Source organism: Streptantibioticus rubrisoli (genome assembly GCF_024436055.1).
In the GTDB taxonomy this organism is placed as follows: Bacteria; Actinomycetota; Actinomycetes; order Streptomycetales; family Streptomycetaceae; genus Streptantibioticus_A; species Streptantibioticus_A rubrisoli.
Genome location: NZ_JANFNH010000035.1, coordinates 25,524 through 51,096 on the forward strand (window position 1 = coordinate 25,524; position 25,573 = coordinate 51,096).

Here is a 25,573-nt window from a genome sequence, read left to right on the forward strand (position 1 = left end):
CCTTCGGCAGAGGACCCCAGGGGCCGCTCTGCACCAGGGGAGGAACCCAACCATGAACGCACGCAAGGCTTTGGCCCTCGCCGTGGCCGCCACGGCCCTCGGAGGCGGCCTCGTCTTCGCCCCGTCCGCCCACGCCGCGAGTGCCAGCCCGACGGCGGCTCACTTCGAGGCCCAGGCCCGCAATGCGGGACTCACCACCGCACAGGCAACCGGGCTGCAGCGGCGCGTGGACACCACCGTGGCGCAGTACGGCGGCAAGCAGGTGGCAGCCAACTCGGTGCAGCTCGCCAGCGGAGGCACTCTGGTCGTCACCGTGCCGGGCGAGAACTCCGTAAGAAACCCGCACACCCTCCAGCCGGACACAGCCTGTCCGTACGGAGACTTCTGCGCCTACAAGGGCACCGACTACACCGGTTACCAGTTCAAGATGGGGGCGTGTGGAACCTACGAACTCCCCGGTTCTGGATGGGGCGGTTCCGGCTCCTGGATCAACAACCAGACCCAGTCGTGGATGACCGGGCTCATGTACGACCATCACATGAACTTCGTGTACCAGACGCCGCCCCCGCCCTCCAGCGATCCCAACGGCAACTGGAAGCCCATCTGGTACATCAACAACTGCTAGCGCAACCTCGCCAAGGGTCCGTCAGCCTGCTGACGGACCCTTCGGCGTGCTGGGCCTCCTCAGGCGGCCACGGGCCGCTTCGCGCCCTCGGCCCCCGACGACTGGACGTTCTCGTCCAACTCCACCTCCTCGAACGGGAGTTGACCTGCGAGTACCGCACGCGCGCGGTCCCGGTCGAACTCCTTGGTCAACGTGCCGATGACCACCGTCGCGACCGCGTTGCCCGCGAAGTTCGTCAACGCCCGTGCCTCGCTCATGAACCGGTCGACGCCGACGATCAGCCCCACGCCGTCCACCAGGTCAGGACGGTGCGACTGCAGTCCGCCCGCCAGGGTGGCCAGGCCCGCGCCGGTGACACCGGCCGCGCCCTTGGAGGCGATCACCATGAACACCAGCAGGGAGATCTGCTGCCCCAGCGCCATCGGCTTGCCGAGCGCGTCCGCGACGAACAGCGAGGACATCGTCAGATAGATCGCGGTGCCGTCGAGGTTGAACGAGTAGCCGGTCGGCACGGTGATGCCGACCACCGGGCGGCTCACGCCCAGGTGCTCCAGCTTCGCGATCAGCCTCGGCAGCGCCGACTCCGACGAGGAGGTCGACAGGATCAGCAGGAACTCCCTGGCCAGATAGCGCAGCAGCGAGAACACGCTCACCCCGCATATCAGCCGCAGCACGCCGCCGAGCACGACGAGCACGAACAGCAGACACGTCGTGTAGAAGCCCACCATGATCACGGCGAGTGCCTTGAGCGCCCCGAGGCCTGTGGCGCCGACCACCGCCGCCATCGCGCCGAACGCCCCAACGGGCGCCGCCCACATGATCATTGACAGCACCCGGAAGACCAGCTTCTGGATGTGCCCGATGCCGCGCAGCACCGGCTCCCCCGCACCGCCCATCGCCTGCAGCGCGAAGCCGACCAGCAGCGCCACCAGCAGCGTCTGCAGCACCTGCCCGGTGGTGAACGCGGACAGCAGCGTCTTGGGGATGATCCCCAGGACGAAGTCCGTACCGCCCTCGCTGGCTCCCGCGGCCTGACCGTGCCCGGCGGCCTTCGCCGCGGCGGTCAGATGCAGACCGCTGCCCGGGTGCAGGAAGTTGCCCACGGCCAGCCCGATGGCCAGCGCCACCGTGGACATCACCAGGAAGTAGCCGAGCGCCAGCCCGCCCACCGCGCCGACCTTCGCGGCTTTGCGTACCGAGCCGATGCCCAGCACGATGGTGCAGAAGATGACCGGCGAGATCATCATCGTGATCAGGCTGACGAAGCCGGTGCCGAGCGGCTTCAGCTCCTTCGCCGCACCGGGCGCGGCCAGCCCCAGCGCGATTCCGGCCAACACCGCGGCGATGACGGCCAGATACAGGTAGTGGGTCCGGTCGCGGCGCGGGCGCGCGGGCGTCGGCTCTGCCATCGTTTCCTCCTGAGGTACCACCGGTGTCCCGACCGGTCGGTTCCGGCGACTATGCGCGCCCGACGTGACGACGGTCACGTTTGCGTTCATAGAGTTCACGCGACCTGTGCACACTGGCCCCATGCCGATAGCCCGCCGTGCGCCCAAGCCCCGCGCCGGGCGTCCGCGCAGCCTGGCGGGCCAGTTGTTCGCCATGCAGGTCGTCGTGGTCGCCGTGGTCCTCATCTGCTGCGCCGTACTGGCCTACAGCTACGCCCAGCGGCAGGCCGAGAGCGACGCGCGGGACAAGGTGACCGCCACCGCCCGCGCCATCGCCGACTCACCGACAGTGCACACCGCCGTCCACGCCGCGAACCCCACCGCCGTGCTCCAGCCGTACGCCGAGCGGGTCCGCAAGGACACCGGCGTCACCTTCGTCACGATCATGAACCCGGCCGGTGTCCGCTGGACCCATCCCGACCCCCGGCAGATCGGCGGACACTTCCTCGGCGACACCGCGCCCGCGCTGCACGGCCGGACGTTCACCGAGACCTACACCGGCACCCTCGGCCGTTCGGTCCGGGTGGTGACTCCGGTGCAGGACGGCGGCAGGGTTACCGCGCTGGTCAGCGTGGGGATCACGGTCGCCGCCATCAGCAGTGAGGAGCGCGGCCACCTCGCCGCGCTGATCGGTGTGGCGCTGGCCGCCCTCGCGGTGGGCGACGCGGGCACGTACGTCGTCAACCGGCGGCTGCGGCGGCACACCCACGGCATGGGCGCCGAGGGCCTGAGCCGGATGTACGACTACCACCAGGCGACGCTGCACGCGGTGCGCGAGGGGCTGGTGCTGCTGGACGCCGAGCGGCGCGTCGCCCTGTGCAACGACGCCGCCCGGGAGTTGCTGGACCTGCCGGAGGGGGCGGTCGGGCGGTACGTGTCCGAACTGGGCCTGCCCCCGTCGCTGACCGGGGCGCTACTGGCCGCGGAACCCCGCGTGGACGAACTGCACCTGACCGAGGACCGCGTGGTGGTGGTCAACACCCAGCCGGTGAGCGGCGGACAGCAACGCGGCACCGTGGTCACCCTGCGCGACCACACCGAACTCCAGGCGCTCGCCGGAGAGCTGGACAACCAGCGCGGATTCACCGAGGCGCTGCGCTCCCAGGCCCACGAGGCGGCGAACCGGCTGCACACCGTCGTCTCGCTGATCGAACTGGGCCGGGTGGACGAGGCGGTCGAATTCGCCACCACGGAACTGGAGTTGGCGCAGGCGCTCACCGACCGGGTGGTCGCGGCGGTCGCCGAGCCGGTACTGGCCGCGCTGCTGCTCGGCAAGGCGGCGGAGGCGAGCGAACGCGGCGTGGAGTTCCGCATCACCGAGGACACCCGCATCGCGGACGACCTTCCGCTCAACCCCCGCGACCTGGTCACCATCCTCGGCAACCTGGTCGACAACGCGCTGGACGCCGCCGTCGAGGGTGCGGCGGCCCGCCGCCCCTACGTCGAGGTCGCCGCCCGGGTCGACGGCGGCGAACTGCTGCTGCGGGTCGCCGACTCCGGCGGCGGGGTGGAGCCCGGGGCGCTCGGCGCGGTGTTCCGGCGCGGCTGGAGCACCAAGGGCGAGCACGGCCGCGGCATCGGCCTGGCCCTGGTCGAGCAGGCCGCCCGCCGGTGCGGCGGTACGGTCCGGGTCGAACGCGAGGTGGGCGCGGTGTTCACGGTACGGCTGCCGGTGCGTGAGGCCGCCCGATCATGATCCGGGTACTGGTCGTGGAGGACGACCCGGTGGCGGCGAGCGCACACCGGATGTACGTCGAGCGGCTGTCGGGGTTCGAGGTGAGCGCCGTCGCGCACTCCGGCGCGGAGGCGTTGCGGTTCCTCGACCGCAACGCCGTTGACCTCGTCCTGCTGGACCTGCACCTACCGGACGGGCACGGGCTGCACGTCGTACGGTCGATGCGGGCCGCGGGGCACACGGCCGATGTGATCGCGGTGACCTCGGCCCGCGACCTGGACGTCGTCCGGCAGGCGGTCTCGGTGGGCGTGGTGCAGTACCTCCTCAAGCCGTTCACGTTCCCGGCCCTGCGTGACCGGATGGAGCGCTGGTCCCGCTTCCGCGACGAACTGGCGGGCGGCGGCAAGGCGGTCGGCCAGGACGAGGTGGACCGCGCCCTGTCCGTACTGCGCGGCAGCCCGGTGGCGGCCACCCTGCCCAAGGGCCTGAGCGCGCCGACGCTGGACGCGGTGACGCGCGCGCTGCGGGACGCGTCCGCTGACGGGCTGTCAGCCGGTCAGGCGGCAGCCGCGGTTGGCGTCTCCCGCATCACGGCCCGCCGCTATCTGGAACACCTGGTGGAGACGGGACAGGCGGTACGCAGTCCGCAGTACGGTCAGGTGGGCCGCCCGGAGTTGTGCTACCGGCTGTCGCCGTGAGATGGGCTGCGCGCAGGTGCCGTTGGGTCAGCACCCGGCAGTCGGTCGCACGGCTGAGGTCCCGCTCGCGCCGGGCGACCTCTTCGGCGACGCGCAGCCGCGCGCACTCATCGCAGCCGCTCACCTCCCCCACGCGTTGGCCTCCGCCACCCGCGCCCGCAACTCCTCCATCGGCTCAGCGGTACACACGTCTTCCCGCCGCGCACTCCAGGGGGCACCACCCCCCGCTGGCCGCAGACTCACCCGCCCGGCGTTCATCCCGAGCACGACCCCGACGCGGCCCGCCTTCATGTCCCGCACTACGGCCCCTACTTCGAGCACCGGCTCACTCCGCCGCCTGCACTGCATGAACCAGCAAAGTGCCCGTCGAACGGCCGTCAACCGGAGCCGGAATGACCCGCGCACTCACCTCCACGAACCCGTACTTGCGCAAGCGTGCGATCCACATGTTCGCCGTGTAGTCCCAACGCCTCACCACCAGCGGGTTTTCCGAATCGGGATCAGAGATGTACGAGGCCTGGCATCCGTAGCAGCCCTCCATCGGTGGCCGTTGGGAGAACGCGAAGACTCCGCGCGGGCGCAGGCGTTCAGACACTTTGGGAAGAATCACATCCGGGTCGGTGAACCACACAGCACCGAATACGGAATACACCGCGTCGAAGAGTCCATCCACCTCGGTCAAGTAGTCGACAGCGTCGCAGCGGTGCAACTCCAGCCCCGGTGCACCACCCCACCGCTCCTCAGCCGCCTTGATCTGAACAAGGGACACGTCCACACCTACGGCCCGCACACCAAGGGTCGCGACATGAGCAAGGTTTCCGCCCTCCCCGCAGCCCAGTTCGAGGACCGACGCACCCTGACCAAGCCGCAGCAGTTCCGCCCCCGGCCCGTGATCGGGGAACTGGGTCCAGTTGAACCAGGTGCGCTCCCCCGCCGCGTTGGTCTCGCGTCGATGCGGTTTGGTCTGAGCGTAAGCGTCCCAAGGAGTTGCGTCGGTCACTCGTTTCCCCATTTCGATCGTTGGGTCAGCCGCCCGACTCGGCGCCAAGCGGCTGACGTGTTCACTCAGAGGCACTCGTGCGGTTACTTCTTGCCGCTGCCACTGTTGGGACTGTTGCTGCATCCCGCGTGACACTGAGTACATTTGGCGGCGACAGGCCAGAGCTCGGGGTCAACCGCGAAGCCTGCCGCCGTGATCGCCTCCAGAGTTTGGCGAAGCTGGATCTCCGAAGAGCCCTGGCCGATCCTGGAAGTCAGCTCCGGGTTGTGGTGGATGAACCGGCCTGCCACGTGTTCGCAGAACTCCGCGTACGGTTGCGTCCGGAGAATGAACGCGTGCCAGAAGTCGTCCACAAGCTTGGACGGACTGAGGGGCAGATGCGTACGGGTGCTGGCGACCAGGAAGCCCACCATCTGCCCTACGCCCCGATCGGCCAGGCTCTCTGACATCTCTGGGTGCTTTCGACGGACGTCCTCGACCAGCGAGTCCCACAGTTCTGCGCTGAGCAGTGTTCGGGCATTGGTTGCGGGTCGTTCGTGAACGACTGTCACGGTCTTTCCCTCCCTCATGCGGCGGTTGTGGGGCCTTCCCCCTAACCCCTTGCTCGCTCCAGGTAACTCCCTGGCTACCCACAGCGGTACTGTGGCGACAGCGGCAGGACTTAAGAGCTTTAAGTGGGCCACCAGGCAGAGGAGTTGATAGCCAGTGGGCGCACCGAAGCCAAACAAGGATCTGGAGCGGCTGTACCGGGAGACCGGCTGGTCACTGCGCCAGTTCGCCCAGGAGGTCAATCGCATCGGCACCGAGCGGAAGACTCCCCTCAAGTACCGCGAGCCCTCCGTTCATCAGTGGCTCAAGGGCCACATGCCGAAGGCGGATGTGCGTCCTCTGATCGTTGAAGCCCTCTCGCGCAGGCTGCACCGTCCCGTCACCCAGGCCGAGGCGGGGTTCCCCTCGCCATCCGGCCAGTCGAACACCCATCCAAGTACCTTGGAGGGGTTGGTCGATCTGGGGAGGCAGGACATGGACCCATCCCGCCGCAGCGTCCTCGGCGCGGGTCTGTTCTCCGTCGCCCTCACAGTGCCCGGTTGGCAGGACGTGGTCGGCCGCATGGAAGCGATCCAAACCGGCCATACGCAGCGCATCGGCATGCCCGAAGTCGAGATGGTCATCGCGATGACCGAGCGAGTGTCCGAGCTGGACGACCAGTTCGGCGGACGGCACGCACGCCCCATGGCTGCCGCGTTCCTCGTGAACACGGTGGCCCCCTACCTACGGGCAGACGCTCCCGAACAAGTCCGGAAGGCGATGATGTCGGCCGCCTCGGATCTGTGCTATCTCACTGGCTACATGGCGGTGGACGAAGGTGTTCACGGGTTGGCGCAGCAGTACTACCTCAAAGCGCTGGAACTCGCCGGAGCGTCGGAAGACCACCTCACGTACTGCACCACGCTGCGTGGAATGAGCGTCCAGGCAGTCGACCTGGGGCACAGCCGAGAAGCGATGCGGCTGGCGGATGCCGCAGCCGCCGCGTCCCCGCAGGCTGGCCCCCGGATGCGGGCCTTCCTCGCGGGCCAGCAGGCCCACGCCGCCGCCCAGATCGGTGATCGCAGCAACGCGCTGGCATATCTCCGGCAGGCGGAGGCGGCGATGGACAAGGCAGAATCCAGAGAGAAAGCCTTCGGCTCATACGACCCCGCTGCCCTGAACTACCACACAAGCCAAGTGCGTTACGAGTTGGGAGACGTGCACGGCGCCGTCGAAGCGATGCAGCAATCCGACAGGTTGCGCTACGCAGTGTACCGACGCACACGCGTGAAGGAACGCGCCCTCCTCGCCGAGCGGCAACTCGTAATCGGCCATTTGGAAGCCGCATGCGCCACGTGGAACCTGGTGCTGGATGACTACCCTCTCGTGCAGTCCGGACGCGCGGACCAGCGAGTGCGAACGATGTTCCAACTGATCCGGCGCTACCAGCAGAATCCTGCCGCCCGGGCGCTCTACGAACGTGCCCGGGTCATCGCTGGCGCACCCCGTTCGGCCTAGTCCCGGCCGCGTCAGCGCGCTCTTGCCGGTGGGAGTCCCCATCCTGAATCGTGGAGCCACCCGTTCGACCGCGAGAGCGAGGGAGTCAGGGACATGCACGCAACCATTGGTGACCGGATCCGCATCATGGGCCGGAACGTCGGGCTGCAAGAGCATTCCGGCGAGATCATCGAGGTGCGGGGCGCCAGGGGCGAGCCGCCCTATCGCGTGCGGTTCGCTGACGGTCGCGAATCGCTGATCTTCCCCGGACCCGACTGCGTCATCGACAGGCGCGCCCAGGGCTGACGCGAAGCCCGCTTCCACCCTTGCGGGGGCGCCCACGAGGGCCATCAACCGCCGTCCACCTCAGGCGAGTTGGGCGTTCACACTACCGAGCGAGCCGAAGCCGCCCCAACCACCTCAAAGCATGCAAAGCGTACGACCTGTACCGGCAGGATGTTGATCATCCTGCCGGTTTCGTGGTGAAGAGGTGGATGTGAAGCGTTCTTGGCGCAAGGCCCGTAGGGCCTTGGGATATGTGGCCGCGACATCGGCTCTGCTGGCGGGGCCCGCGGCGCTTCCCGCGTCGGCCCACACGGCGGGCGGCTCCCATGCCGTGGTCACTTGCGTGGGCGGCGAGACCATCCGTCTTCAGCCGGGGTTGACGCTCCAGGCCCGGCACTCGCGCATCAGCGGCTACGCCGGATACACCTGCACAGGCACGGACCCCGAGGTGAAGTGGGCGAAGTCGGTGATCGAGGGCGCCGGGGAGGCCAGCTGTCTCTCCCTCGACAGCACCGCCGTGGAGTGGATCACCTGGAACACCGGCGAACACAGCAGGGTGTTCTACCGAACCCACCACCTCGTCGAGCAACTGGCCGGTCAGACGGTGTCGTTGGTCGAGGGCAGGGTCGTCGAGGGCAGGTTCAAGGGCCGCACGGTGGCCTCGCCCGGCCTCCAGCTCACCCTCAGCCCACTGGACTGCGCCACTGACAGGGGCGTCGAGGCGATCAACGGGCCGACGACGCTGGTTTTCGCCTGAAATGCCGAAGCGCCAGGAGAGCTGGGCGACCTTGCTCGCCGAGCCGTTTGAAGGCCTTGAACATGCCCTCGCTCTCACCCGCCTTGAGCGTGACCGCGCACTCGGCCGCACAGATGCCCCTGTACCCCACACCGAGGCACGCCGCGCCCTTCTTGAGGCCGCCGGGAGGGGCGAGCGCGCGCCGAGCGCCTCCGGCCAACCACACGGGCTCGGCGCCACCACCGCAACGTAGTTGGCCCGCGTTCGCACCCATTGACCCGTCCCCGGCACGCCCTTACCGTCACGGGGCAACCCGCAGCATCCCCTTCCGTCCACGTACCGAAGGAGGACCCGTGCGCCCCGCCCACTCCATCACCGTGCTCGCCGCCGCCGTCGCGCTCGCCGCCACCGCCCTTACCTCGTGCGGCAGTTCGACCGAACCGAAGAACACGATCAAGGTCGCCTACCAGCGCGTGCCGGATGACAACGTTCGCATCATGGATGACTATCTCGGCCTGGTGAAGGGCCAGTTCGAGAAGGCGAACCCCGGCAAGCACATCGAGCTGATCCCGATCACCGCGGCGGAGAACGACTACTACGCCAAGTTGCAGCAGATGATGCGGTCCCCCAAGACCGCGCCGGACCTGGTGTACGAGGACACGTTCCTGATCAACTCGGACATCAAGGCGGGATATCTGCGGCCGCTCGACGGGTATCTGTCCGGCTGGCCCGCGTGGAGCCAGTTCGTGGACACCGCGAAGGCGGCGGCCAGAGCCCAGGACGGCAGGACGTACGGGGTGCCGGACGGCACCGACACCCGTGGACTGTGGTTCAACAAGGACATCTTCCGGAAGGCGGGGCTGCCCACCGACTGGCAGCCGAAGACCTGGAACGACATCCTCACCGCCGCCCGCGCGGTCAAGGCCAAGGTCCCCGGTGTCACCCCGATCAACGTCTACACCGGGAAGGCGCCCGGCGAGGCGGCCGTGATGCAGGGCTTCGAGATGCTCGCGTACGGGACGGGTGCCGATCCGCTGTACGACCCGAGCACCCAGAAGTGGGTCCAGGGCAGCAAGGGCTTCTCCGATGCCCTCGACTTCGTACGGACCGTGTACACCGAGAAGCTTGGGCCGGACATCTCCGACGCCCTTGACCCGAACATCCAGCCGGTGGTCGGCACGGAGTGGATCCCGTCCGGCAAGCTCGCCATCGACCTCGACGGGTCATGGCTGGGGAACAACTGGATCAAGACCGGCGGCAAGCCCTGGCCGCAGTGGTCACAGGTGATGGGCACCGCCGCCATGCCGACGCAGCACGGTCAGGCGCCCGGCGCGGTCAGCATGTCCGGCGGCTGGACCTGGGCCATCCCCACCAGGGCCCAACACCCGGACATCGCCTGGGACTTCATCAAGGCGATGCAGACCGAGCGGAACGCCGCCGAGTACGACATCCGCCAGGCGAACATCGCGGTACGCAAGGACGTGGCCGCCGACCACCGGTATCTGAGCTCGATGCCGGGCATCGGCTTCTTCACCAAGCTGGTGCGCTACACCCACTACCGTCCGGCGCTGCCGGTGTATCCGCAGGTGTCCACGGCGATCGGCGCGGCGATGGAGGCGGTCTCCACCGGCCAGTCCTCGACGGCGGCCGCCGCCAAGGCGTACGACCAGCAGTTGTCGTCGATCACGGCCGGGGCCGTGGAGAAGCGGTGAGGCGAGCCCTTGTGCGGGGGCTGCCGGTGCTGCCCGCCGTGCTCCTGCTGCTGCTGTTCCTGGCCGGGCCGATCGCGTACTGCGCGTACATCGCCTTCACCGACATGCGGTTGACCGGTGCGTCGGGCACGCACTTCGTGGGGCTGGCCAACTTCCGGCAGGCCTTCGCCGACCCGGGTTTCCGCAACGCGGTGCTGCTGACCCTGCTGTTCACCGTGTTGTCCTCGATCGTCGGGCAGAACACGCTGGGGCTCGCTCTGGCCGCCGTGATGCGCCGCGCCTCCCGGCCGGTGCGCACCGTCACCGGGGGTGTGGTGATCGTCGCGTGGGTGCTGCCGGAGATCGTGGCGGCGTTCCTGCTGTACGCGTTCTTCCGCCGTGAGGGCACGTTGAACGCGATACTCGGCTGGCTCCATCTGCCCGGCCAGAACTGGCTGTTCACGCTGCCGGTGCTGGCGGTATCGCTGGCCAACGTCTGGCGCGGCACCGCGTTCTCGATGCTGGTGTACTCCGCCGCGCTCGCCGAGATCCCGCAGGACGTCGCCGAGCAGGCGCAGGTGGACGGGGCGAGCGCGGCGCAGCGGATGTGGCATGTGACGCTGCCGATGATCCGCCGCTCGATCGGCACCAACCTGATGCTCAACACCTTGCAGACGCTGTCGGTCTTCGGCCTGGTGTGGGCGATGACCCGTGGCGGCCCGGGAAACCGCAGCCAGACGCTGCCGCTGTTCATGTACGAGAAGGCGTTCCAGGACAGCCTGATCGGCTACGGCACGGCGGTGGCGCTGCTGCTCCTGGCGGTGGGGGCGCTGTTCTCAGTGCTGTATCTGCGGCTGCTACGGACGGAGGTGTGATGATGGCTTCCCGGCATGCGCCGCTGGTGGCCGCGAGCGAGGATGGTGTGGGAGAGGAGGATCGCCATGGCGGACAAGTCCCTCACCATCGAGATCGGCATCACCGAGGTGGAACAGATCACCCAGGCCGAGGCGCATCTGAGAGGTATCGGCACCTCGGAGCTGGTCGGCCGGGGGACGGCACGCTGCAACCCGGGCGACGAGAACATCCCGGACATCGGCGACGAGCTTGCCACCGCACGCGCGCTGAACGACCTGACCCACCAGCTGATGCACACCGCGACGTTGGACATCGAGGCACACACGAGTCGACGGGTCGACCACCTGAGGATCTGACCGTTGGCACACCGACGGCCCGGGCGGGGGCCGGTCGATGACCGCCGCCCGGCGCGAGGGAGGGACGCCCCGGCGCGGGGCGCGTGTGCGCCGCCCGACCCGGCACCGGCTGGCCGCCGACGCGGCGCTGCTGCTGGTGGCCGTCGGGTTCGCGGTGCCGCTGGCGTGGCTGGTGCTGGCCTCGGTGGACCCCGAGGCGGGGCTTCGGGTGCGGGTGCCGTCGGCGCCGACGTTGGGCAACTTCTCGGCGGTGCTGACCGACGAGATCACCTTCACCCCGATGCTGAACAGTCTGATCCTGTGCGGCGGCGCCACCGCGCTCACCGTGGCGTGCGCGGTGCTGGCCGCCTATCCGCTGTCCCGGTACCGGTCCCGGCTGAACCGTCCGTTCATGCTCACGATCCTCTTCTCGACCTGTCTGCCGATCACCGCGATCATGATTCCGGTCTACGGGCTGTTCGTTCAGGTCAACCTGATCGACACCGTGTACGGCACGATCCTGTTCCTGGCCGCCGCCCAACTGCCGTTCTGCGTCTGGCTGATGAAGAACTTCATGGACGGTGTGCCGATGATCCTGGAGGAGGCGGCCTGGACTGAGGGGGCGTCATTCCCCCAGACGCTGCTGCGGGTTGTGCTGCCGCTGATGGGGCCGGGTGTCACGGTGGTGACGATCTTCAGCTTCGTCGCCATGTGGGGCAACTTCTTCGTCCCGTTCATGCTGCTGCTCTCCCCGGACAAGATGCCCGCCTCGGTGACGATCTTCTCCTTCTTCGGCTCCTACGGAACGGTGGAGTACGGCCAGCTCGCCGCTTTCTCGATCCTGTACTCGCTGCCGGTGGTGCTGCTGTACGCGCTGATCTCGCGGCGGCTGGGCGGCGGGTTCGCGCTGGGGGGAGCGATCAAGGGCTAGAAGACGGACTCGGCTTCCCGGATGCGGTCTTCCGGGACCCGCTTGAGCTCGGTGATGGCGTCCTTGAGCGGCACCATCTCGATGTTGGTGCCGCGCAGCGCGGTCATATGGCCGAAATCGCCCCGGTGCGCGGCCTCCACCGCGTGCCAGCCGAACCGGGTGGCCAGCACCCTGTCGTACGCGGTGGGCACGCCGCCGCGCTGCACATGGCCCAGGATGACCGGCCGGGCCTCCTTGCCGAGCCGGGCGGCGAGTTCCTCGGCGAGCCGGGTGCCGATGCCCATGAACCGTTCATGGCCGTACGCGTCGATCTCTCCGTAGCCGTAGGCCATGGTGCCCTGGATCGGATGGGCGCCCTCGGCGGCGCAGATGACGGCGAACTTCTTGCCGCGGGCGAACCGCTCCTCGACCATGGCGACCAGGTCGGCGGGGTCGAACGGGCGCTCGGGGACGCAGATGCCGTGCGCGCCGCCCGCCATGCCGGACTCCAGCGCGATCCAGCCCGCGTGGCGGCCCATGACCTCGACCACCATCACCCGCTGGTGCGACTCGGCGGTGGTCTTGAGCCGGTCGATGGCCTCGGTCGCGACCATGACGGCGGTGTCGAAGCCGAAGGTGCGGTCGGTGGCGGAGATGTCGTTGTCGATGGTCTTGGGCACGCCGACCACCGGCATTCCGGCGTCGGCGAGCATCCGGGCGGCGGTCAGGGTGCCCTCGCCGCCGATCGGGATCAGCGCGTCGATGCCGTACGCGCGGCACAGCTCGTCGGCGTTGTCGGCGGCCTCGTGCAGCCGGGCGCGCTCCAGCCGGGCGGAGCCGAGGATGGTGCCGCCGCGGGCCAGGATGCCGCTGACCGCGTTGAGGTCCAGCGGGCGGTAGCGGCCTTCCAGCAGTCCCTTGAATCCGTCCTCGAAGCCGATGACCTCGTCCCCGTGCCCGGCCAGGCCGCGGTGCACCACCGAGCGGATCACGGCGTTCAGGCCCGGGCAGTCACCGCCGGCGGTGAGGACTCCGATGCGCATCGCGGTCAATCTCCTGTGTCGGGGGCGGCCGTTCGAGCCCGTGGGCCCAGGGGTCACGATGGGTGACCGTGATCGGATTACCAGATCCTTCATACCTTATGAGAACTTTGCGATGGCGGGGACCGGAGCGCATCCCCGGCCCGGCGCGCGCCGCACAGGGGTGCGGGTTAGCTTCGAAGGGCAGAGCAGGCGCGATACACCGATCGCGAAGAAGGATGGAGAACGCGCGTGACGCGCAGCGTGTACGTGACCGGAATCGGACGCGGCGACGGCCGCCAGGTCGTGGAACTGGGGGTCATGGAGCTACTGACCCGCCAGGTCGACCGGGTGGGGGTGTTCCGGCCACTGATGCACGAGGGTCCCGACCGGCTGTTCGAGCTGCTGCGCGCCCGCTACCGGCTCAGCCAGGACCCGGCGACCGTCTACGGCCTGGGCTATGACGAGGCCGCCCGGCTCGCCGCCGAGCAGGGCACCGACGAACTGGTCTCCCGGCTGGTCGACCGCTTCCACGCGGTGGCCAGGAGTTACGAGTTCGTGCTGGTCCTCGGCTCGGACTACGCCGACACCCAGCTGCCCGCCGAGCTGAACCTCAACGCGCGGCTGGCCAACGAGTTCGGCGCCTCCGTCCTGCCGGTCGTCGGCGGCCTGGACCACAGCGCCGACTCCGTCGTCGCCGAGGTGCACAACGCCCACCAGGCCTACGCCGACGAGGGCTGCTACATCCTGGCCATGATCGCCAACCGGGTCGCCCCGGACGCCGCCAAGATCGCCGCCGAGCGGCTCGCCAGCCGACTGCCGGTGCCGGTCTACGTACTGCCGGAGGAGCCGTCGCTGTCCGCGCCGACCGTGGCGCAGGTCGTGCAGAAGCTCGGCGCCGAGGTGCTGCTCGGCGATGACGCGGGGCTGGCCCGCAACGTGATGGACTTCGTGTTCGGCGGCGCCATGCTGCCGACGTTCCTGCCCGCGCTGACCCCCGGCTGCATGGTGGTCACCCCCGGCGACCGGGCGGACCTGATCATCGGCGCGCTCGCGGCCCACTCGGCGGGCGCGCCGCCCATCGCGGGCGTGCTGCTCACCCTGGACGAGCGCCCCGGCCGGGACATCATGGCGCTGGCCGAGCGGCTGGCGCCGGGCACCCCGGTGGTCTCGGTGCCGGGCGGCTCGTTCCCCACCGCCGCCGAGCTGTTCGCGCTGGAGGGCAGGCTGACCGCGGCCACGCCGCGCAAGGCGGAGACCGCGCTCGGCCTGTTCGAACTGCACGTGGACACCGGCGAGTTGACCGACCGGCTGTCGGTGGCCCGCAGCGCCCGGGTGACGCCGATGATGTTCGAGCACGAGCTGCTGGAGCGGGCGCGGTCCGGCCGCCGCCACGTGGTGCTGCCCGAGGGCACCGAGGAGCGCATCCTGCGCGCCGCCGAGGTGCTGCTGCGCCGCAACGTCTGCGACCTGACGCTGCTGGGCGACCCGGACGCGGTCCGCAAGCGCGCCGGTGAGCTGGGCGTCAACCTCGGCCTGGACGTCGAGGACCATGGCTCCGGCGCCATCGCCCGGGTGGTGGACCCGCAGACCTCGCCGCTGCGCGAGACCTTCGCGGAGCTGTACGCCAAGCTGCGCGCCCACAAGGGCATGACGGTGGAGCTGGCGCACGACGTGGTCGCCGACGTGTCGTACTTCGGCACCCTGATGGTGCAGGAGGGCCTGGCCGACGGCATGGTCTCCGGCGCGGTGCACTCCACGGCGGCCACCATCCGGCCCGCCTTCGAGATCATCAAGACCTCACCGGGCGCGTCGATCGTCTCCTCGGTGTTCTTCATGTGCCTGGCCGACAAGGTGCTGGTGTACGGCGACTGCGCGGTCAACCCCGACCCGGACGCCGAGCAGTTGGCGGACATCGCGATCCAGTCGGCCACCACCGCCGCCCAGTTCGGGGTGGAGCCGCGGGTGGCGATGCTGTCGTACTCCACCGGCACCTCGGGCTCCGGCGCGGACGTGGACAAGGTGCGCCGGGCCACCGAGCTCGTCCGGGAGCGCCGTCCCGACCTGGCGGTCGAGGGCCCGATCCAGTACGACGCGGCGGTCGACCCTGCGGTCGCGGCGACCAAGCTGCCGGGCTCGCAGGTGGCGGGCCGGGCGACGGTGCTGATCTTCCCCGACCTGAACACCGGCAACAACACCTACAAGGCCGTGCAGCGCTCGGCGGGAGCGATCGCCGTCGGCCCGGTGCTGCAGGGTCTGCGCAAGCCCGTCAACGACCTCTCGCGCGGCGCGCTGGTCCAGGACATCGTCAACACCGTCGCCATCACGGCCATCCAGGCCCAGGGCGACGCCAACTCTCTGTGAATTCCGTTCCGTTCACGAAGGAAGAAACCGAACCCGTGACCGCGACCCGCGTCCTCGTCCTCAACTCCGGCTCCTCGTCGGTGAAGTACCAGCTCCTGGACATGGCCAGCCCCTCGCCCGCCACCACCCTCAACAGAGCGGCTGCGCCGCACAGCGACGATCACGGTTCCCGTCTGGCCTGCGGCATCGTCGAGCGGATCGGCGAGCCCGGCGGGGTCGCCGACCACGCCGCCGCGCTCAAGCAGGTGGCCGACGAACTGTCGGCGCAGGGGCTGGGCCTGGACTCCCCCGAGCTGGCCGCGGTCGGGCACCGGGTGGTGCACGGTGGCACCCGGTTCACCGAGCCGACGCTGATCACCGACGAGGTGGTGGCCGAGATCGAGAAGCTGGTGCCGCTCGCGCCGCTGCACAACCCGGCCAACGTCATCGGCATCAAGGTCGCCCGCGAGCTGCGGCCCGACCTGCCGCAGGTCGCGGTGTTCGACACCGCCTTCCACTCGACCATGCCGGAGGCCGCCGCCCGGTACGCCATCGACCGCGCCACCGCCGACCGGCACGGTGTGCGCCGGTACGGCTTCCACGGCACCTCGCACGCGTACGTCTCCCGGGCCACCGCCGCGCTGCTGGGCAAGGAGCCGTCCGAGGTCAACGTGATCGTGCTGCACCTGGGCAACGGCGCCTCCGCCTCGGCGGTGCGCGGCGGGGTGTGCGTGGACACCTCCATGGGGCTCACCCCGCTGGAGGGCCTGGTGATGGGCACCCGCTCCGGCGACATCGACCCGGCGGTGATCTTCCATCTCGCGCGGGTCGGCGGGCTTGACGTCGACGAGATCGACACGCTGCTGAACAAGCGCAGTGGCCTGGTCGGGCTGTGCGGTGACAACGACATGCGGGAGATCGGCCGCCGGATGGCGGAGGGCGACGCCGACGCCCAACTCGCCTTCGACATCTACATCCACCGGCTGCGCAAGTACGTCGGCGCCTACACCGCGGTACTCGGGCGGGTGGACGCGATCGCTTTCACGGCCGGAGTGGGCGAGAATTCCGCCGCGGTGCGTGAGGCCGCGCTCGAAGGCCTCGAACCCCTCGGCATCGAGATCGACGCGGTACGCAACGCTGTGCGCGGCAACGTGGCACGGCTGGTCTCCACCGGGACCAGCCGGGTCGCGGTCGCCGTCGTCCCCACCGACGAGGAACTGGAGATCGCGCAGCAGGCCTACTCGCTGGTCCGCCCGTGAACCGGGCCGGAACGGGAGGCCTCCGCAGGGGGGCAACCCGGTAAATTCCGGGCCGGAACAAAACATCGATAGGATCGTCCACATGCGCCGAGCGAAAATCGTCTGCACCCTGGGTCCCGCCGTCGACTCCTACGACCAGCTCAAGACACTGGTCGAGGCCGGTATGAACGTGGCCCGGTTCAACTTCAGCCACGGCTCCCACGCCGAGCACGAGGAGCGCTACAACCGGGTGCGCAAGGTCTCCGAGGAGACCGGCCGCGCCGTCGGCGTCCTCGCCGACCTGCAGGGCCCGAAGATCCGCCTGGAGACCTTCGCCGACGGTCCGGTGGAGCTGGTGGCCGGTGACGAGTTCGTCATCACCACCGAGGACGTTCCCGGAGACCGGCACATCTGCGGGACGACGTACAAGGGCCTGCCCGGTGACGTCAGCCAGGGCGACCCGGTGCTGATCAACGACGGCAACGTCGCGCTGCGGGTCATCGAAGTCGACGGCCCGCGGGTGCGCTGCCTGGTGGTCGAGGGCGGCATCATCTCCGACCACAAGGGCATCAACCTGCCCGGCGCGGCCGTCAACGTCCCCGCGCTGTCCGAGAAGGACATCGAGGACCTGCGGTTCGCGCTGCGCATGGGCGTGGACATGATCGCGCTGTCCTTCGTCCGGGACGCCAAGGACGTCCGTGACGTGCACCGCGTCATGGACGAGGTGGGCCGCCGGGTCCCGGTCATCGCCAAGGTGGAGAAGCCGCAGGCGGTGGCCAACATGGAGGATGTCGTCGCGGCCTTCGACGGTGTGATGGTGGCCCGCGGCGACCTGGCGGTGGAGTACCCGCTGGAGAAGGTGCCGGTGGTCCAGAAGCGGCTGATCGAGCTGTGCCGCCGCAACGCCAAGCCGGTGATCGTCGCGACCCAGATGATGGAGTCGATGATCACCAACTCTCGGCCCACCCGCGCCGAGGCGTCCGACGTCGCCAACGCGGTGCTGGACGGCGCGGACGCGGTGATGCTGTCCGCCGAGTCCTCGGTCGGCAAGTACCCGATCGAGACCGTCAAGACGATGGCCCGGATCGTCGAGGCGGCCGAGGAGGAGCTGCTCAAGCGGGGCCTGCAGCCGCTGGCGCCGGGCAAGAAGCCGCGCACCCAGGGCGGTGCGGTGGCCCGCGCCGCCGCCGAGCTGGCGGACTTCCTGGACGCCAAGACGCTGGTGGCCTTCACCAAGTCCGGTGACACCGCCCGGCGGCTGGCCCGCTACCGGGTGCCAGTGCCGGTGCTGGCGTTCACCACGGACGCGGCCACCCGCAACCAGCTCGCGCTGACCTGGGGCGTGCAGACCCACCTGGTCAAGCACGTCGACCACACCGACGCGATGGTCGACCTGGTCGACCAGGAGATGCTCAAGCTCAGCGAGTACGGCAAGGGCGACACCGTGATCATCACGGCGGGCTCCCCGCCCGGCGTCCCCGGCACCACCAACCTCGTCCGCGTCCACCACCTCGGCGGCGGCGCCCAGGACTGACCCTCGGGCCGGGGCGTACGCGGACCCGCGCACCGCGCCCACCCGCCCGTCTCCGGCACCCCGCGCCCGAGTGGGGTGCCGGTGCGTTTTGAGTGGGCGACACGCCCGACCTTAAGGTGAACGGGCTCGCTCGTCGGTGGACGCACGAGCCATCGCCCCGGTGATGTCCGTTTCCCCCAGCCCCGGAGAAGCCCCATGGTCGACGTAGCCCCGCCGCCCGACAGTTCCGCCGCCGAAAACGGCGCGGGGAGCTCCGGGACGCGCGGGACGGTCGCCGACTGGCGGGTACGGCTCGCCGAGCTGCTGCGCCGCGAGCCGGTGACGATACGTTTCGCACGCCGCGAGGCGCTCAACGCCGCGGGCATCTACCTGGCCGTCTCGGCGCTCGCCTTCACCGTGCTGCTGCTGCTCTCGCACCACCTCGGCTACGGCGTGGTGCAGGTGCTGAGCAAGTGGGACAGCAAGAACTACCTCAGCGTCGCCGAGCACGGCTACCCCCACCACCTCAGCTACCAGCGCGACGGCATACCCAAGTGGTCCACGCTCGCCTTCTTCCCGCTGGTCCCCGCGCTGATAAGAGCCGTCCACCTGGTCACCGGCCTCGGCTACCCGTACGCGGGCGTGGTGGTCTCCTGGCTGGCCGCCACCGCCGCCGCGGTCGGGGTGCATACCCTGGCCCGCTCGGTGCTCGGGCGGCGCGTCGGATACGCGTGCGTCGGGCTGTGGGCGTGCTCCCCGTACGCGTTCGCGCTGTGGGTGCCGTACTCCGAGGCGTGCTTCAGCGCGGTGCTGATGTGGGCGCTGATCGCGGTCATCGCCCGCCGCTGGGTGGCCGCGGGGGCGCTCACCGCGCTGGCGGGGACGATCAGGCCGACCGCGTCGGTACTGGTCGGCGTGCTGGTGCTGAGCGCGATCTGGGCGCTGCTGCGGCGCCGGGACGGCTGGCGGCCGTGGCTGGCGCTGGGGCTGGCGCCGCTCGGGCTGGTGTTCAGCTGGCTGTACCTGGGCAGCCGGGTGGGCCGGTGGGACGGCTGGTTCGAGGCGGAGAAGGCCTGGGGGCAGTCCTTCGACTTCGGCCGCGGCTCGCTGCACTTCCTCAAGCAGGTGGCGACCTACCAGCACATCGACATCCGCTATCCGGTGGTGCTGGCGCTGATACTGCTGGTCGCGGTGGCCGTGGTGGCGCTGGCGATGGACCGCAAGGTGCCGTGGCCGCTGGTGCTGGCGCTGGCCGGGGCCTGGGAGCTGATGTTCGGCACGCCCGGCTCCCCGCTGTCCAAGCCGCGCTTCATGCTGCCGTTCCTGCCGGTCCTGCTCCTGCTGGTGGCCCGCCCGGTCGCCCGGCTGCCCCGGCTGGTGCAGGGGTGCCTGTACGGCTGCGGGGCGGTGTTCGCCGGGTGGTACGGGGTCGGGCTGCTGATGTTGTTCAGGTGGTCACCGTGAGCAGATCCGGTGAAAAGTCCCTGAGAACCGGTGAGAACTCACTGAGCGCGGGCGCCGTGACCCGGCCCGCCACAGCGGCGTTCACTACGATGCCCGGCACGTTGTTCCACGCGGTGTCACCACCCGTGTGGACAACCCGCTGCAAAAGCGTAGGTAGTATCCCTACCCGTCCGTCGACCCGTAAGTGATTGAGGTACTTGTCAGTGGAAGCGATCCTCCTGGTCGGCGGGAAGGGCTCCCGTCTCCGCCCCGTCACGGAATACACGCCCAAGCCGATGGTGCCGACCGCCGGTGTGCCGTTCCTCGCCCACCAGCTCGCCAAGGCCCGGGCCGCGGGCGTCACCCACGTGGTGCTCGCCACCTCCTACCTGGCCGAGGTCTTCGAGCCGTACTTCGGTGACGGCTCCGACCTGGGGCTGCGCGTCACGTACATCCACGAGACCGAGCCGCTGGGCACCGGTGGCGCGATCCGCAACGCGGCCGACGCGCTGACCTGTGGCCCCGACGAGCCGGTACTGATCTTCAACGGTGACATCCTCACCGGCCTGGACATCGCCGCCCTGGTCGACAGCCACCGCGCGGCGGGCGCCGACGTCTCGCTGCACCTGACCCGGGTCGAGGACCCCAGCGCCTTCGGCCTGGTCCCCACCGACGAAGCCGGCCGGGTGCTTGCCTTCACCGAGAAGCCGCAGCGCCCCGAGGAGATCGTCACCGACCAGGTGAACGCCGGTTGCTACGTCTTCCGCCGCTCGGTGATCGACACCATCCCGGCGGGCCGCGTGGTCTCCGTGGAACGCGAGACGTTCCCGGGGCTGCTCCAGTCCGGTGCGCACCTGCACGGTGTGGTGGACCAGACGTACTGGCTGGACCTCGGTCGCCCGGCGGCGCTGATCCAGGCCTCCGCGGACCTGGTGCGCGGTGTCGTGCGCTCGCCCGCCGTACCGGGCAAGAACGGTGAGTTCCTGGTGCTGCCGGGCGCCACCGTGGAGGAGGGCGCCAAGCTCTCCGGTGGGACCGTGGTGGGCGCCGGTTCGTTCGTCGCGGCGGACGCGGTGATCGAGGGCTCCATCGTGCTGGACGGCGCACGCGTCGAGTCCGGTGCCCAGGTGCGCGCCTCGCTGGTGGGCGCCGGAGCACGCGTCGGCTCGCGTACCGTACTGGAGAACGCCGTGATCGGAGACCGGGCCGAGGTCGGCGAGGACAACGAACTGCAGGGCGGGGCGCGAGTGTGGTGCCACTCGACGATCCCCGACGCCGCGATCCGCTTCTCCCCGAAGCCATAAGGGCGCGGCCCGACAGAGAAGACCACCTGATGACGACGACGACCCCCCAGGCAGTCCCGACGACCACCGCACTGCGTCGACCGGTACAGCTCCCCCCGCAGTGGAGCGGCATCCCGCTGACCGTGGTGATGCCCACCTACAACGAGGCCGAGAACCTGCCGGGGATGGCCGAGAGGCTGATGGCGCTCGACCTGCCGGGGCTGCGGCTGCTGGTGGTGGACGACAACAGCCCGGACGGCACCGGTGAGGTCGCCGAGCGGCTGGCCGAGCGGTACAACGAGCCGGACCGCACCCGCATCTCGGTACTGCACCGCACCGCCAAGGACGGCCTCGGCCGCGCCTACGCGGCGGGCATGGACCAGGCGGTCGCGGACGGCGCCCAGTACGTGCTGCAGATGGACGCCGACGGCAGCCACCCGGTGGAGTACGTGCCGCAGATGCTGGGCACGGCGCTGTCCACCGGCGCCGGGTTCGTCGTCGGCAGCCGCTACGTGTGCGGCGGTCGGCTCGCCGAGGAGTGGGGCCTGCACCGCAGGCTGCTCTCCCGCTGGGCCAACGCCTATGTGAGCACCGTGCTGCGCACCGGGCTGCGCGATGTGACCGCGGGCTTTTGCATGTGGCGGGCCGACGCGGTCACCGAGATGAAGCTGTCCGAGGTGCGCAGCAACGGCTACAGCTTCCAGGTCGAGCTCAAGTACCAGGCGGTGCGCGCCGGTTACACGGGCGTCGAGGTGCCGATCCACTTCGAGGAACGGCAGATCGGCGCGTCCAAGATGACCCTGGGCGTGCAGGTCGAGTCAGCCATCCTGCCCTGGCGTCTGCGACTGGACTCCTCACGTGCCCGCCGCGGCTGAGCGGACCACGCCGGGAACCGGCGGACCGGAGGGGCGCATAGCGCGCCTGGGCCGGTCCGCCCAGACCCGTTGGCAGGCCGCCGGTCTGCTGGAGAAGGCGGTGTCCGCCGCCGCGCTGCTGGTCGTCGTGTTCCTCGCCGTGATGGTGGTCAAGCTCCCTTGGGCGGGCGACCTGGGCATCCATGCCGCCACCCTTGAGCGGCTGCGCCACGATCTCGGCAACCCGGGCGATCCACTGGTCAAGGCGGACGTCAACAGCCCGTACTACTCACCGTGGATGCTGTTCCTGGCGCTGATCGGCAAGATCAGCGGCGCGACCACGTTCCAGGTGCTGCACCTCGCCGCGCTGATCAACCTGGTGCTGCTGGTCACCGGCATCCGGCAGTTCGTCCGTACCCTCACCACCCGTCGAGCGGCGGTGCCGCTGGCGATCCTGTGCGTCACGCTGCTGTACGGCTGGGAGCTGTTCACCTGGAGCGGCTTCCCCGGGGCCACCTCACTGGCACTGTGCATCGCCTATCCCAGCACCTTCGCCATGGGGACGGCGTTCCATCTGTGGGCGATGCTGCGCACCGCCCTCGCCAGGGACTGGGGCCTGGCCCGGTACCTCGCGCTCGGCGCGCTGCTGGCGGTGGTGGCGCTCAGCCACCAGTTCACCGGCGTGGTGACGGTGTTCGGGCTGCTGGCGATACTGCTCGGCGCGCGGCCCTGGCCGGGCAAGGCCGCCTGGCTTCGGATCGGCGCCGCGGCGGCGCTGGCGCTGGCGATCCTGCTGGTCTGGCCCTACTACTCGTTCTTCTCGCTGCTGAGCGTCGGCGGCCTGGAAGCCGTTCACCAACCGCTCTACCAGCACCTGGTCTCCCGGTTCGGTCTGCTGGCACTGGGCATCGTGGCCCTGGCGCTGCGGTTCCGGCGGGACCGGCGCGATCCGCTGGTGCTGTTCTTCGCCTTCGGCGCGCTGGTGTACGCGGTGGGCGGGCTGACCCAGCACTGGTCGTACGGGCGGGTGCTGCCCGCGGTCTTCATCTCCGCGCAGGTCGCGCTGGCGGTGGAGCTGGCGGGCGAGGCGGGTCGGCGGGTGCGGCGGATCCTGGTGCCGGTCACCGCGGCGGCGCTGCTGGTCGGTTGCTGGTCACAGGTCGGGGCGCTCAACTATGTGGCGTCCATGGAGTCGGTTCCGGTACTGGGCAGTGCGCCGACCCAGCATGAGTGGGGCGGCTACCAGTGGATCACCGAGCATGTGAAGTACGGCCAGGTGATCATGACGAAGGACTACTTCGCCCTCCGCCAGGCGCCCGCGTACGGGCCGTACACGGTCGAGTCCGGCTACCCCGACTTCTTCCTCAAGAACGAGGCGCAGCGCGCGAAGGACACCAGGAGGTTCTTCGCGAAGTCCACTTCGCGTGCCGAGCGGCTGGCGCTGCTGCGCAAGTACCACGTGCGCTGGGTCATCCAGTTCCGTAGCGACGGCGGGTTCGCCGCTGGCGACCCCGCCCTCAAGAAGGTGGCCTCCGGCCCGGATGGGGAAATGCTGCTTAAGGTGGTCTGAGGTTCAGGTACTTGGGGGCTCCGCCCCCAAACCCCCTGCGGGGCTGCGCCCCCGAACCCCCTTGGGGGCTGCGCCCCCAGGCCCCCCTCGGGGCTGCGCCCCCGGCCCCCTTGGGGCTCCCCGCCGCGACCCCCTTGAAGGCTCCGCCCCCGGCCCCTTTGGGGGGCTGCGCCCCCGAACCCCTTGAAGGCTCCGCCCCCGAACCTCTTGAAGGCTCCGCCCCCAAACCCCCGGCTACTTTGGGGGTTTGGGGGCGGAGCCCGCAAAACATCGGTCCTACTTCGTCAGGCCTCGGACGAGGCCGGAGACCTTGCGTAGGCCCGGGCCCGCCACGCGGGCCAGCGTGGGCAGGTGGGGCTCGGCCCTCGCCAGAAGGCCCGCCCGCTCCCAGCGGACCTGGATGCGGCCCGCGCCGTGGCCCTCCGGCTCCACCGTGACGGTGTGCTCGGCCATGCCGCGGTGGTACGCGATCCGCTTGCTCAGCGTCGGGAACTCCAGCGGAGCCAGCAGCAGGCCCGTGTTGTGCTGCCGGTGCTGGGTGATCGCCAGCACCGGATGCCGTACCCCGGCGAAGCCGTGCGGCGGCAGCGGCACCGCGGACAGGTCGATGGTGACCGTGCCCTCGAACAGCCCCGGCCGCACCGGATCCAGCCGGAACGACGCGCTCAACCGCTTGGCGGCGGGCGCCAGATGGACCGTCGCCACCACCGGGGCCATCGGCAACTGGTTGCCGGGGTCATAGGTGCGCACGTCCAGCGTGATCCGCGACCCCGCCTCCGGCACGATCCGGGTGATCTCGTGCCGCAGCAGCGCGTTCTTGAACGGACGGGTCCGCAGGTCCAGGTCGGAGATCTCCAGCTCCCGCGCCGAGGCGGGGTCGGCCGGAACCTGCGAGCCCCAGTAGACGTGCCCCGCGCCGTCCTCGGTCACCTCGCGCGGCGCCACCTCACGGCCCATGCCGCGGGAGGCCAACTGCGCCTCCTCGTACCGCCCGTCGCGCACCAGCTGGATCACCACCCGCTGGTCACGCGGCAGTCGGTGGAACGCCTCGGGGGCGAGCGTCTCCAGGTACGGGCCGACCTCGTCGGCGAACTGCTTGATCCACTCGTGGCTGCGGTACGGCAGGTCACCGGTGTACATCCGCAGGTCGTGCTTGAGGAACTTGAAGTCCTTGTCGGCCTTGATGGCCTCATGGCCGCTTTCGACCAGGAAGTCGTCGATCAGCCGGGCGACGTTGATCCGGTCCCGGACGTTCTCGATCCGGTGCCGCTGGTTGGAGATGGACAGCGCGCCCACCGCCTCGTACGGCGAGATGTACCAGCGGTAGCACGGGTCCGGCACGATGGTGAACGCCCGCGCCAGGCAGTACGCCTGGGCGGAGAACAGCTGGTCCTCGTAGTGGATGCCCTCGGGGAAGCGCAGCGAGTGCCGGTCGATGAACTCCCGGCGGTACATCTTGTTGGTCGACAGGTGCTCGAACAGCACGCCCGGGTGGTTCTCGATGCCGCGCACCGTCTGCCTCTTGGTGAACAGGTGCGGATGCCAGGCCGACACCGACCCGGTGTCGGTGCGTACCCGCTCCACACCGCCCATCGCGAAGTCGACGGTGTCGTCCGCGCGCAGCTCGGCCAGCAGCAACTCCAGCGCGTTCTCGGGCAGTTCGTCGTCGCTGTCGAGGAACATCAGGTACGGCGCCTTGGCGATCTCGATCGCCGAGTTACGCGGGCGGCTGCAGCCACCGCTGTTCTGCGGCAGGCGGTTGTAGACGATGCGCTCGTCCTGCGCCGCCAGCGCACGGGCCACCTCGGGGGTGTTGTCCGTGGAGTGGTCGTCGCTGATGATGATCTCGATGTTGCGCAGCGTCTGACGGCGCAACGACTCCACCGCACGCGGCAGTCGCTCGGCGTCGTTGTAGACGATCACCGTGACGGTGACATCGGGGGCCGTCGGGGCCATGGGTCCTCCGGGAACTTCCTCGGCTGGGGGTCCGGGGGCTGGCCCCGGGGAAAATCCACTACAAGAGCTGT

Annotated in this window: 22 protein-coding genes; 17 read left to right on the forward strand and 5 right to left on the reverse strand. The window is 69.8% G+C overall.

Features of this window, described 5'->3' with window-relative positions:
* The first annotated feature begins 52 nt into the window (after window positions 1–52).
* Complete coding sequence (locus NON19_RS23915) at window positions 53–625, forward strand: peptidase inhibitor family I36 protein (RefSeq protein WP_255931110.1); 573 nt, start codon at window positions 53–55, stop codon at window positions 623–625.
* A gap of 59 nt (window positions 626–684) precedes the next feature.
* Here the strand turns inward: NON19_RS23915 and NON19_RS23920 are convergent, their stop codons facing one another.
* Complete coding sequence (locus NON19_RS23920; protein WP_255931111.1) at window positions 685–2,034, reverse strand: cation:dicarboxylate symporter family transporter; 1,350 nt, start codon at window positions 2,032–2,034, stop codon at window positions 685–687.
* Between the two features lie 121 nt (window positions 2,035–2,155).
* Between NON19_RS23920 and NON19_RS23925 the strand changes: the two genes are divergently transcribed.
* Both NON19_RS23925 and NON19_RS23930 read left to right on the forward strand, forming a co-directional pair.
* Window positions 2,156–3,769, forward strand: a complete 1,614-nt coding sequence (locus NON19_RS23925; protein WP_255931112.1) for a sensor histidine kinase — start codon at window positions 2,156–2,158, stop codon at window positions 3,767–3,769.
* Window positions 3,766–4,446: a response regulator gene (locus NON19_RS23930; protein ID WP_255931113.1), complete on the forward strand. Its 681-nt coding sequence runs from the start codon at window positions 3,766–3,768 to the stop codon at window positions 4,444–4,446. Before NON19_RS23925 ends, NON19_RS23930 begins: the two co-directional genes overlap by 4 nt.
* Window positions 4,447–4,771: 325 nt before the next feature.
* Here the strand turns inward: NON19_RS23930 and NON19_RS23935 are convergent, their stop codons facing one another.
* Both NON19_RS23935 and NON19_RS23940 read right to left on the reverse strand, forming a co-directional pair.
* Window positions 4,772–5,446: an SAM-dependent methyltransferase gene (locus NON19_RS23935; RefSeq protein WP_255931114.1), complete on the reverse strand. Its 675-nt coding sequence runs from the start codon at window positions 5,444–5,446 to the stop codon at window positions 4,772–4,774.
* Window positions 5,447–5,529: 83 nt separating this feature from the next.
* Window positions 5,530–5,997, reverse strand: coding sequence for a glycine-rich domain-containing protein (locus tag NON19_RS23940; RefSeq protein WP_255931115.1), 468 nt, complete (start codon window positions 5,995–5,997; stop codon window positions 5,530–5,532).
* 154 nt (window positions 5,998–6,151) lie between these two features.
* On the opposite strand from NON19_RS23940, the gene NON19_RS23945 reads away from it, so the two are divergent.
* The 7 genes from NON19_RS23945 to NON19_RS23975 all read left to right on the forward strand — a co-directional run bounded on the left by NON19_RS23945 (window position 6,152) and on the right by NON19_RS23975 (window position 12,304).
* Window positions 6,152–7,492: an NsdA family TPR-like regulatory protein gene (locus NON19_RS23945; protein WP_255931116.1), complete on the forward strand. Its 1,341-nt coding sequence runs from the start codon at window positions 6,152–6,154 to the stop codon at window positions 7,490–7,492.
* A 93-nt stretch (window positions 7,493–7,585) separates the two neighbouring features.
* Window positions 7,586–7,777, forward strand: a complete 192-nt coding sequence (locus NON19_RS23950; protein ID WP_255931117.1) for a DUF1918 domain-containing protein — start codon at window positions 7,586–7,588, stop codon at window positions 7,775–7,777.
* Window positions 7,778–7,967: 190 nt separating this feature from the next.
* Window positions 7,968–8,513 carry a hypothetical protein gene (locus tag NON19_RS23955; RefSeq protein ID WP_255931118.1) on the forward strand — a complete coding sequence of 182 codons (546 nt, stop codon included), beginning with the start codon at window positions 7,968–7,970 and terminating at the stop codon, window positions 8,511–8,513.
* Window positions 8,514–8,845: 332 nt separating this feature from the next.
* Window positions 8,846–10,204, forward strand: coding sequence for an extracellular solute-binding protein (locus NON19_RS23960; protein WP_255931119.1), 1,359 nt, complete (start codon window positions 8,846–8,848; stop codon window positions 10,202–10,204).
* The gene (locus NON19_RS23965) at window positions 10,201–11,058 is read left to right on the forward strand and encodes a carbohydrate ABC transporter permease (RefSeq protein WP_255931120.1); all 858 of its coding nucleotides are present in this window, start codon (window positions 10,201–10,203) and stop codon (window positions 11,056–11,058) included. The genes NON19_RS23960 and NON19_RS23965 overlap by 4 nt, the downstream gene beginning before the upstream one ends.
* A 66-nt stretch (window positions 11,059–11,124) precedes the next feature.
* Window positions 11,125–11,394, forward strand: a complete 270-nt coding sequence (locus NON19_RS23970) for a DUF1876 domain-containing protein (RefSeq protein WP_255931121.1) — start codon at window positions 11,125–11,127, stop codon at window positions 11,392–11,394.
* A gap of 37 nt (window positions 11,395–11,431) precedes the next feature.
* Entirely contained in the window at window positions 11,432–12,304 is an 873-nt protein-coding gene (locus NON19_RS23975; RefSeq protein ID WP_255931122.1) for a carbohydrate ABC transporter permease, read from the forward strand.
* Here NON19_RS23975 and NON19_RS23980 read toward each other — a convergent pair.
* On the reverse strand, window positions 12,301–13,326 hold the full coding sequence (locus tag NON19_RS23980; RefSeq protein ID WP_255931123.1) for an ATP-dependent 6-phosphofructokinase: 1,026 nt from the start codon (window positions 13,324–13,326) through the stop codon (window positions 12,301–12,303). The two genes, NON19_RS23975 and NON19_RS23980, sit on opposite strands and share 4 nt — an antisense overlap.
* 228 nt (window positions 13,327–13,554) lie before the next feature.
* Here NON19_RS23980 and pta point away from each other — a divergent pair, with 228 nt between their 5' ends.
* The 7 genes from pta to NON19_RS24015 all read left to right on the forward strand — a co-directional run bounded on the left by pta (window position 13,555) and on the right by NON19_RS24015 (window position 23,546).
* Window positions 13,555–15,666, forward strand: a complete 2,112-nt coding sequence (gene pta / locus NON19_RS23985; RefSeq protein WP_255931125.1) for a phosphate acetyltransferase — start codon at window positions 13,555–13,557, stop codon at window positions 15,664–15,666.
* A 35-nt stretch (window positions 15,667–15,701) separates the two neighbouring features.
* Complete coding sequence (locus tag NON19_RS23990; protein ID WP_255931126.1) at window positions 15,702–16,904, forward strand: acetate kinase; 1,203 nt, start codon at window positions 15,702–15,704, stop codon at window positions 16,902–16,904.
* A gap of 82 nt (window positions 16,905–16,986) precedes the next feature.
* Window positions 16,987–18,417 carry a pyruvate kinase gene (gene pyk, locus NON19_RS23995; RefSeq protein WP_255931127.1) on the forward strand — a complete coding sequence of 477 codons (1,431 nt, stop codon included), beginning with the start codon at window positions 16,987–16,989 and terminating at the stop codon, window positions 18,415–18,417.
* Between the two features lie 195 nt (window positions 18,418–18,612).
* On the forward strand, window positions 18,613–19,860 hold the full coding sequence (locus NON19_RS24000; RefSeq protein WP_255931128.1) for a putative hexosyltransferase: 1,248 nt from the start codon (window positions 18,613–18,615) through the stop codon (window positions 19,858–19,860).
* A gap of 203 nt (window positions 19,861–20,063) precedes the next feature.
* Window positions 20,064–21,143: a mannose-1-phosphate guanylyltransferase gene (gene manB / locus NON19_RS24005; protein WP_255931129.1), complete on the forward strand. Its 1,080-nt coding sequence runs from the start codon at window positions 20,064–20,066 to the stop codon at window positions 21,141–21,143.
* Between the two features lie 29 nt (window positions 21,144–21,172).
* A complete protein-coding gene (locus tag NON19_RS24010; protein WP_255931130.1) occupies window positions 21,173–21,997 on the forward strand; it encodes a polyprenol monophosphomannose synthase in 825 nt (274 codons plus the stop codon).
* A complete protein-coding gene (locus NON19_RS24015) occupies window positions 21,981–23,546 on the forward strand; it encodes a putative glycosyltransferase family protein (protein ID WP_308213722.1) in 1,566 nt (521 codons plus the stop codon). Before NON19_RS24010 ends, NON19_RS24015 begins: the two co-directional genes overlap by 17 nt.
* A 276-nt stretch (window positions 23,547–23,822) precedes the next feature.
* On the opposite strand, the gene NON19_RS24020 is transcribed toward NON19_RS24015, so the two are convergent.
* Complete coding sequence (locus NON19_RS24020; protein WP_255931131.1) at window positions 23,823–25,502, reverse strand: glycosyltransferase family 2 protein; 1,680 nt, start codon at window positions 25,500–25,502, stop codon at window positions 23,823–23,825.
* Between the last annotated feature and the right edge of the window lie 71 nt (window positions 25,503–25,573).

Excerpts from the sequence above, each read along its gene's own strand:
- NON19_RS24000 (WP_255931128.1), top strand. The coding sequence starts at position 18,613 with ATGGTCGACGTAGCCCCGCCGCCCGACAGTTCCGCCGCCGAAAACGGC.
- NON19_RS24020 (WP_255931131.1), bottom strand. The coding sequence starts at position 25,502 with ATGGCCCCGACGGCCCCCGATGTCACCGTCACGGTGATCGTCTACAAC.
- NON19_RS23930 (WP_255931113.1), top strand. The coding sequence starts at position 3,766 with ATGATCCGGGTACTGGTCGTGGAGGACGACCCGGTGGCGGCGAGCGCA.
- NON19_RS23975 (WP_255931122.1), top strand. The coding sequence starts at position 11,432 with ATGACCGCCGCCCGGCGCGAGGGAGGGACGCCCCGGCGCGGGGCGCGT.
- NON19_RS23920 (WP_255931111.1), bottom strand. The coding sequence starts at position 2,034 with ATGGCAGAGCCGACGCCCGCGCGCCCGCGCCGCGACCGGACCCACTAC.
- NON19_RS23925 (WP_255931112.1), top strand. The coding sequence starts at position 2,156 with ATGCCGATAGCCCGCCGTGCGCCCAAGCCCCGCGCCGGGCGTCCGCGC.
- NON19_RS23950 (WP_255931117.1), top strand. The coding sequence starts at position 7,586 with ATGCACGCAACCATTGGTGACCGGATCCGCATCATGGGCCGGAACGTC.
- pyk (WP_255931127.1), top strand. The coding sequence starts at position 16,987 with ATGCGCCGAGCGAAAATCGTCTGCACCCTGGGTCCCGCCGTCGACTCC.
- NON19_RS23970 (WP_255931121.1), top strand. The coding sequence starts at position 11,125 with ATGGCGGACAAGTCCCTCACCATCGAGATCGGCATCACCGAGGTGGAA.
- NON19_RS23980 (WP_255931123.1), bottom strand. The coding sequence starts at position 13,326 with ATGCGCATCGGAGTCCTCACCGCCGGCGGTGACTGCCCGGGCCTGAAC.
- NON19_RS23915 (WP_255931110.1), top strand. The coding sequence starts at position 53 with ATGAACGCACGCAAGGCTTTGGCCCTCGCCGTGGCCGCCACGGCCCTC.
- NON19_RS24010 (WP_255931130.1), top strand. The coding sequence starts at position 21,173 with ATGACGACGACGACCCCCCAGGCAGTCCCGACGACCACCGCACTGCGT.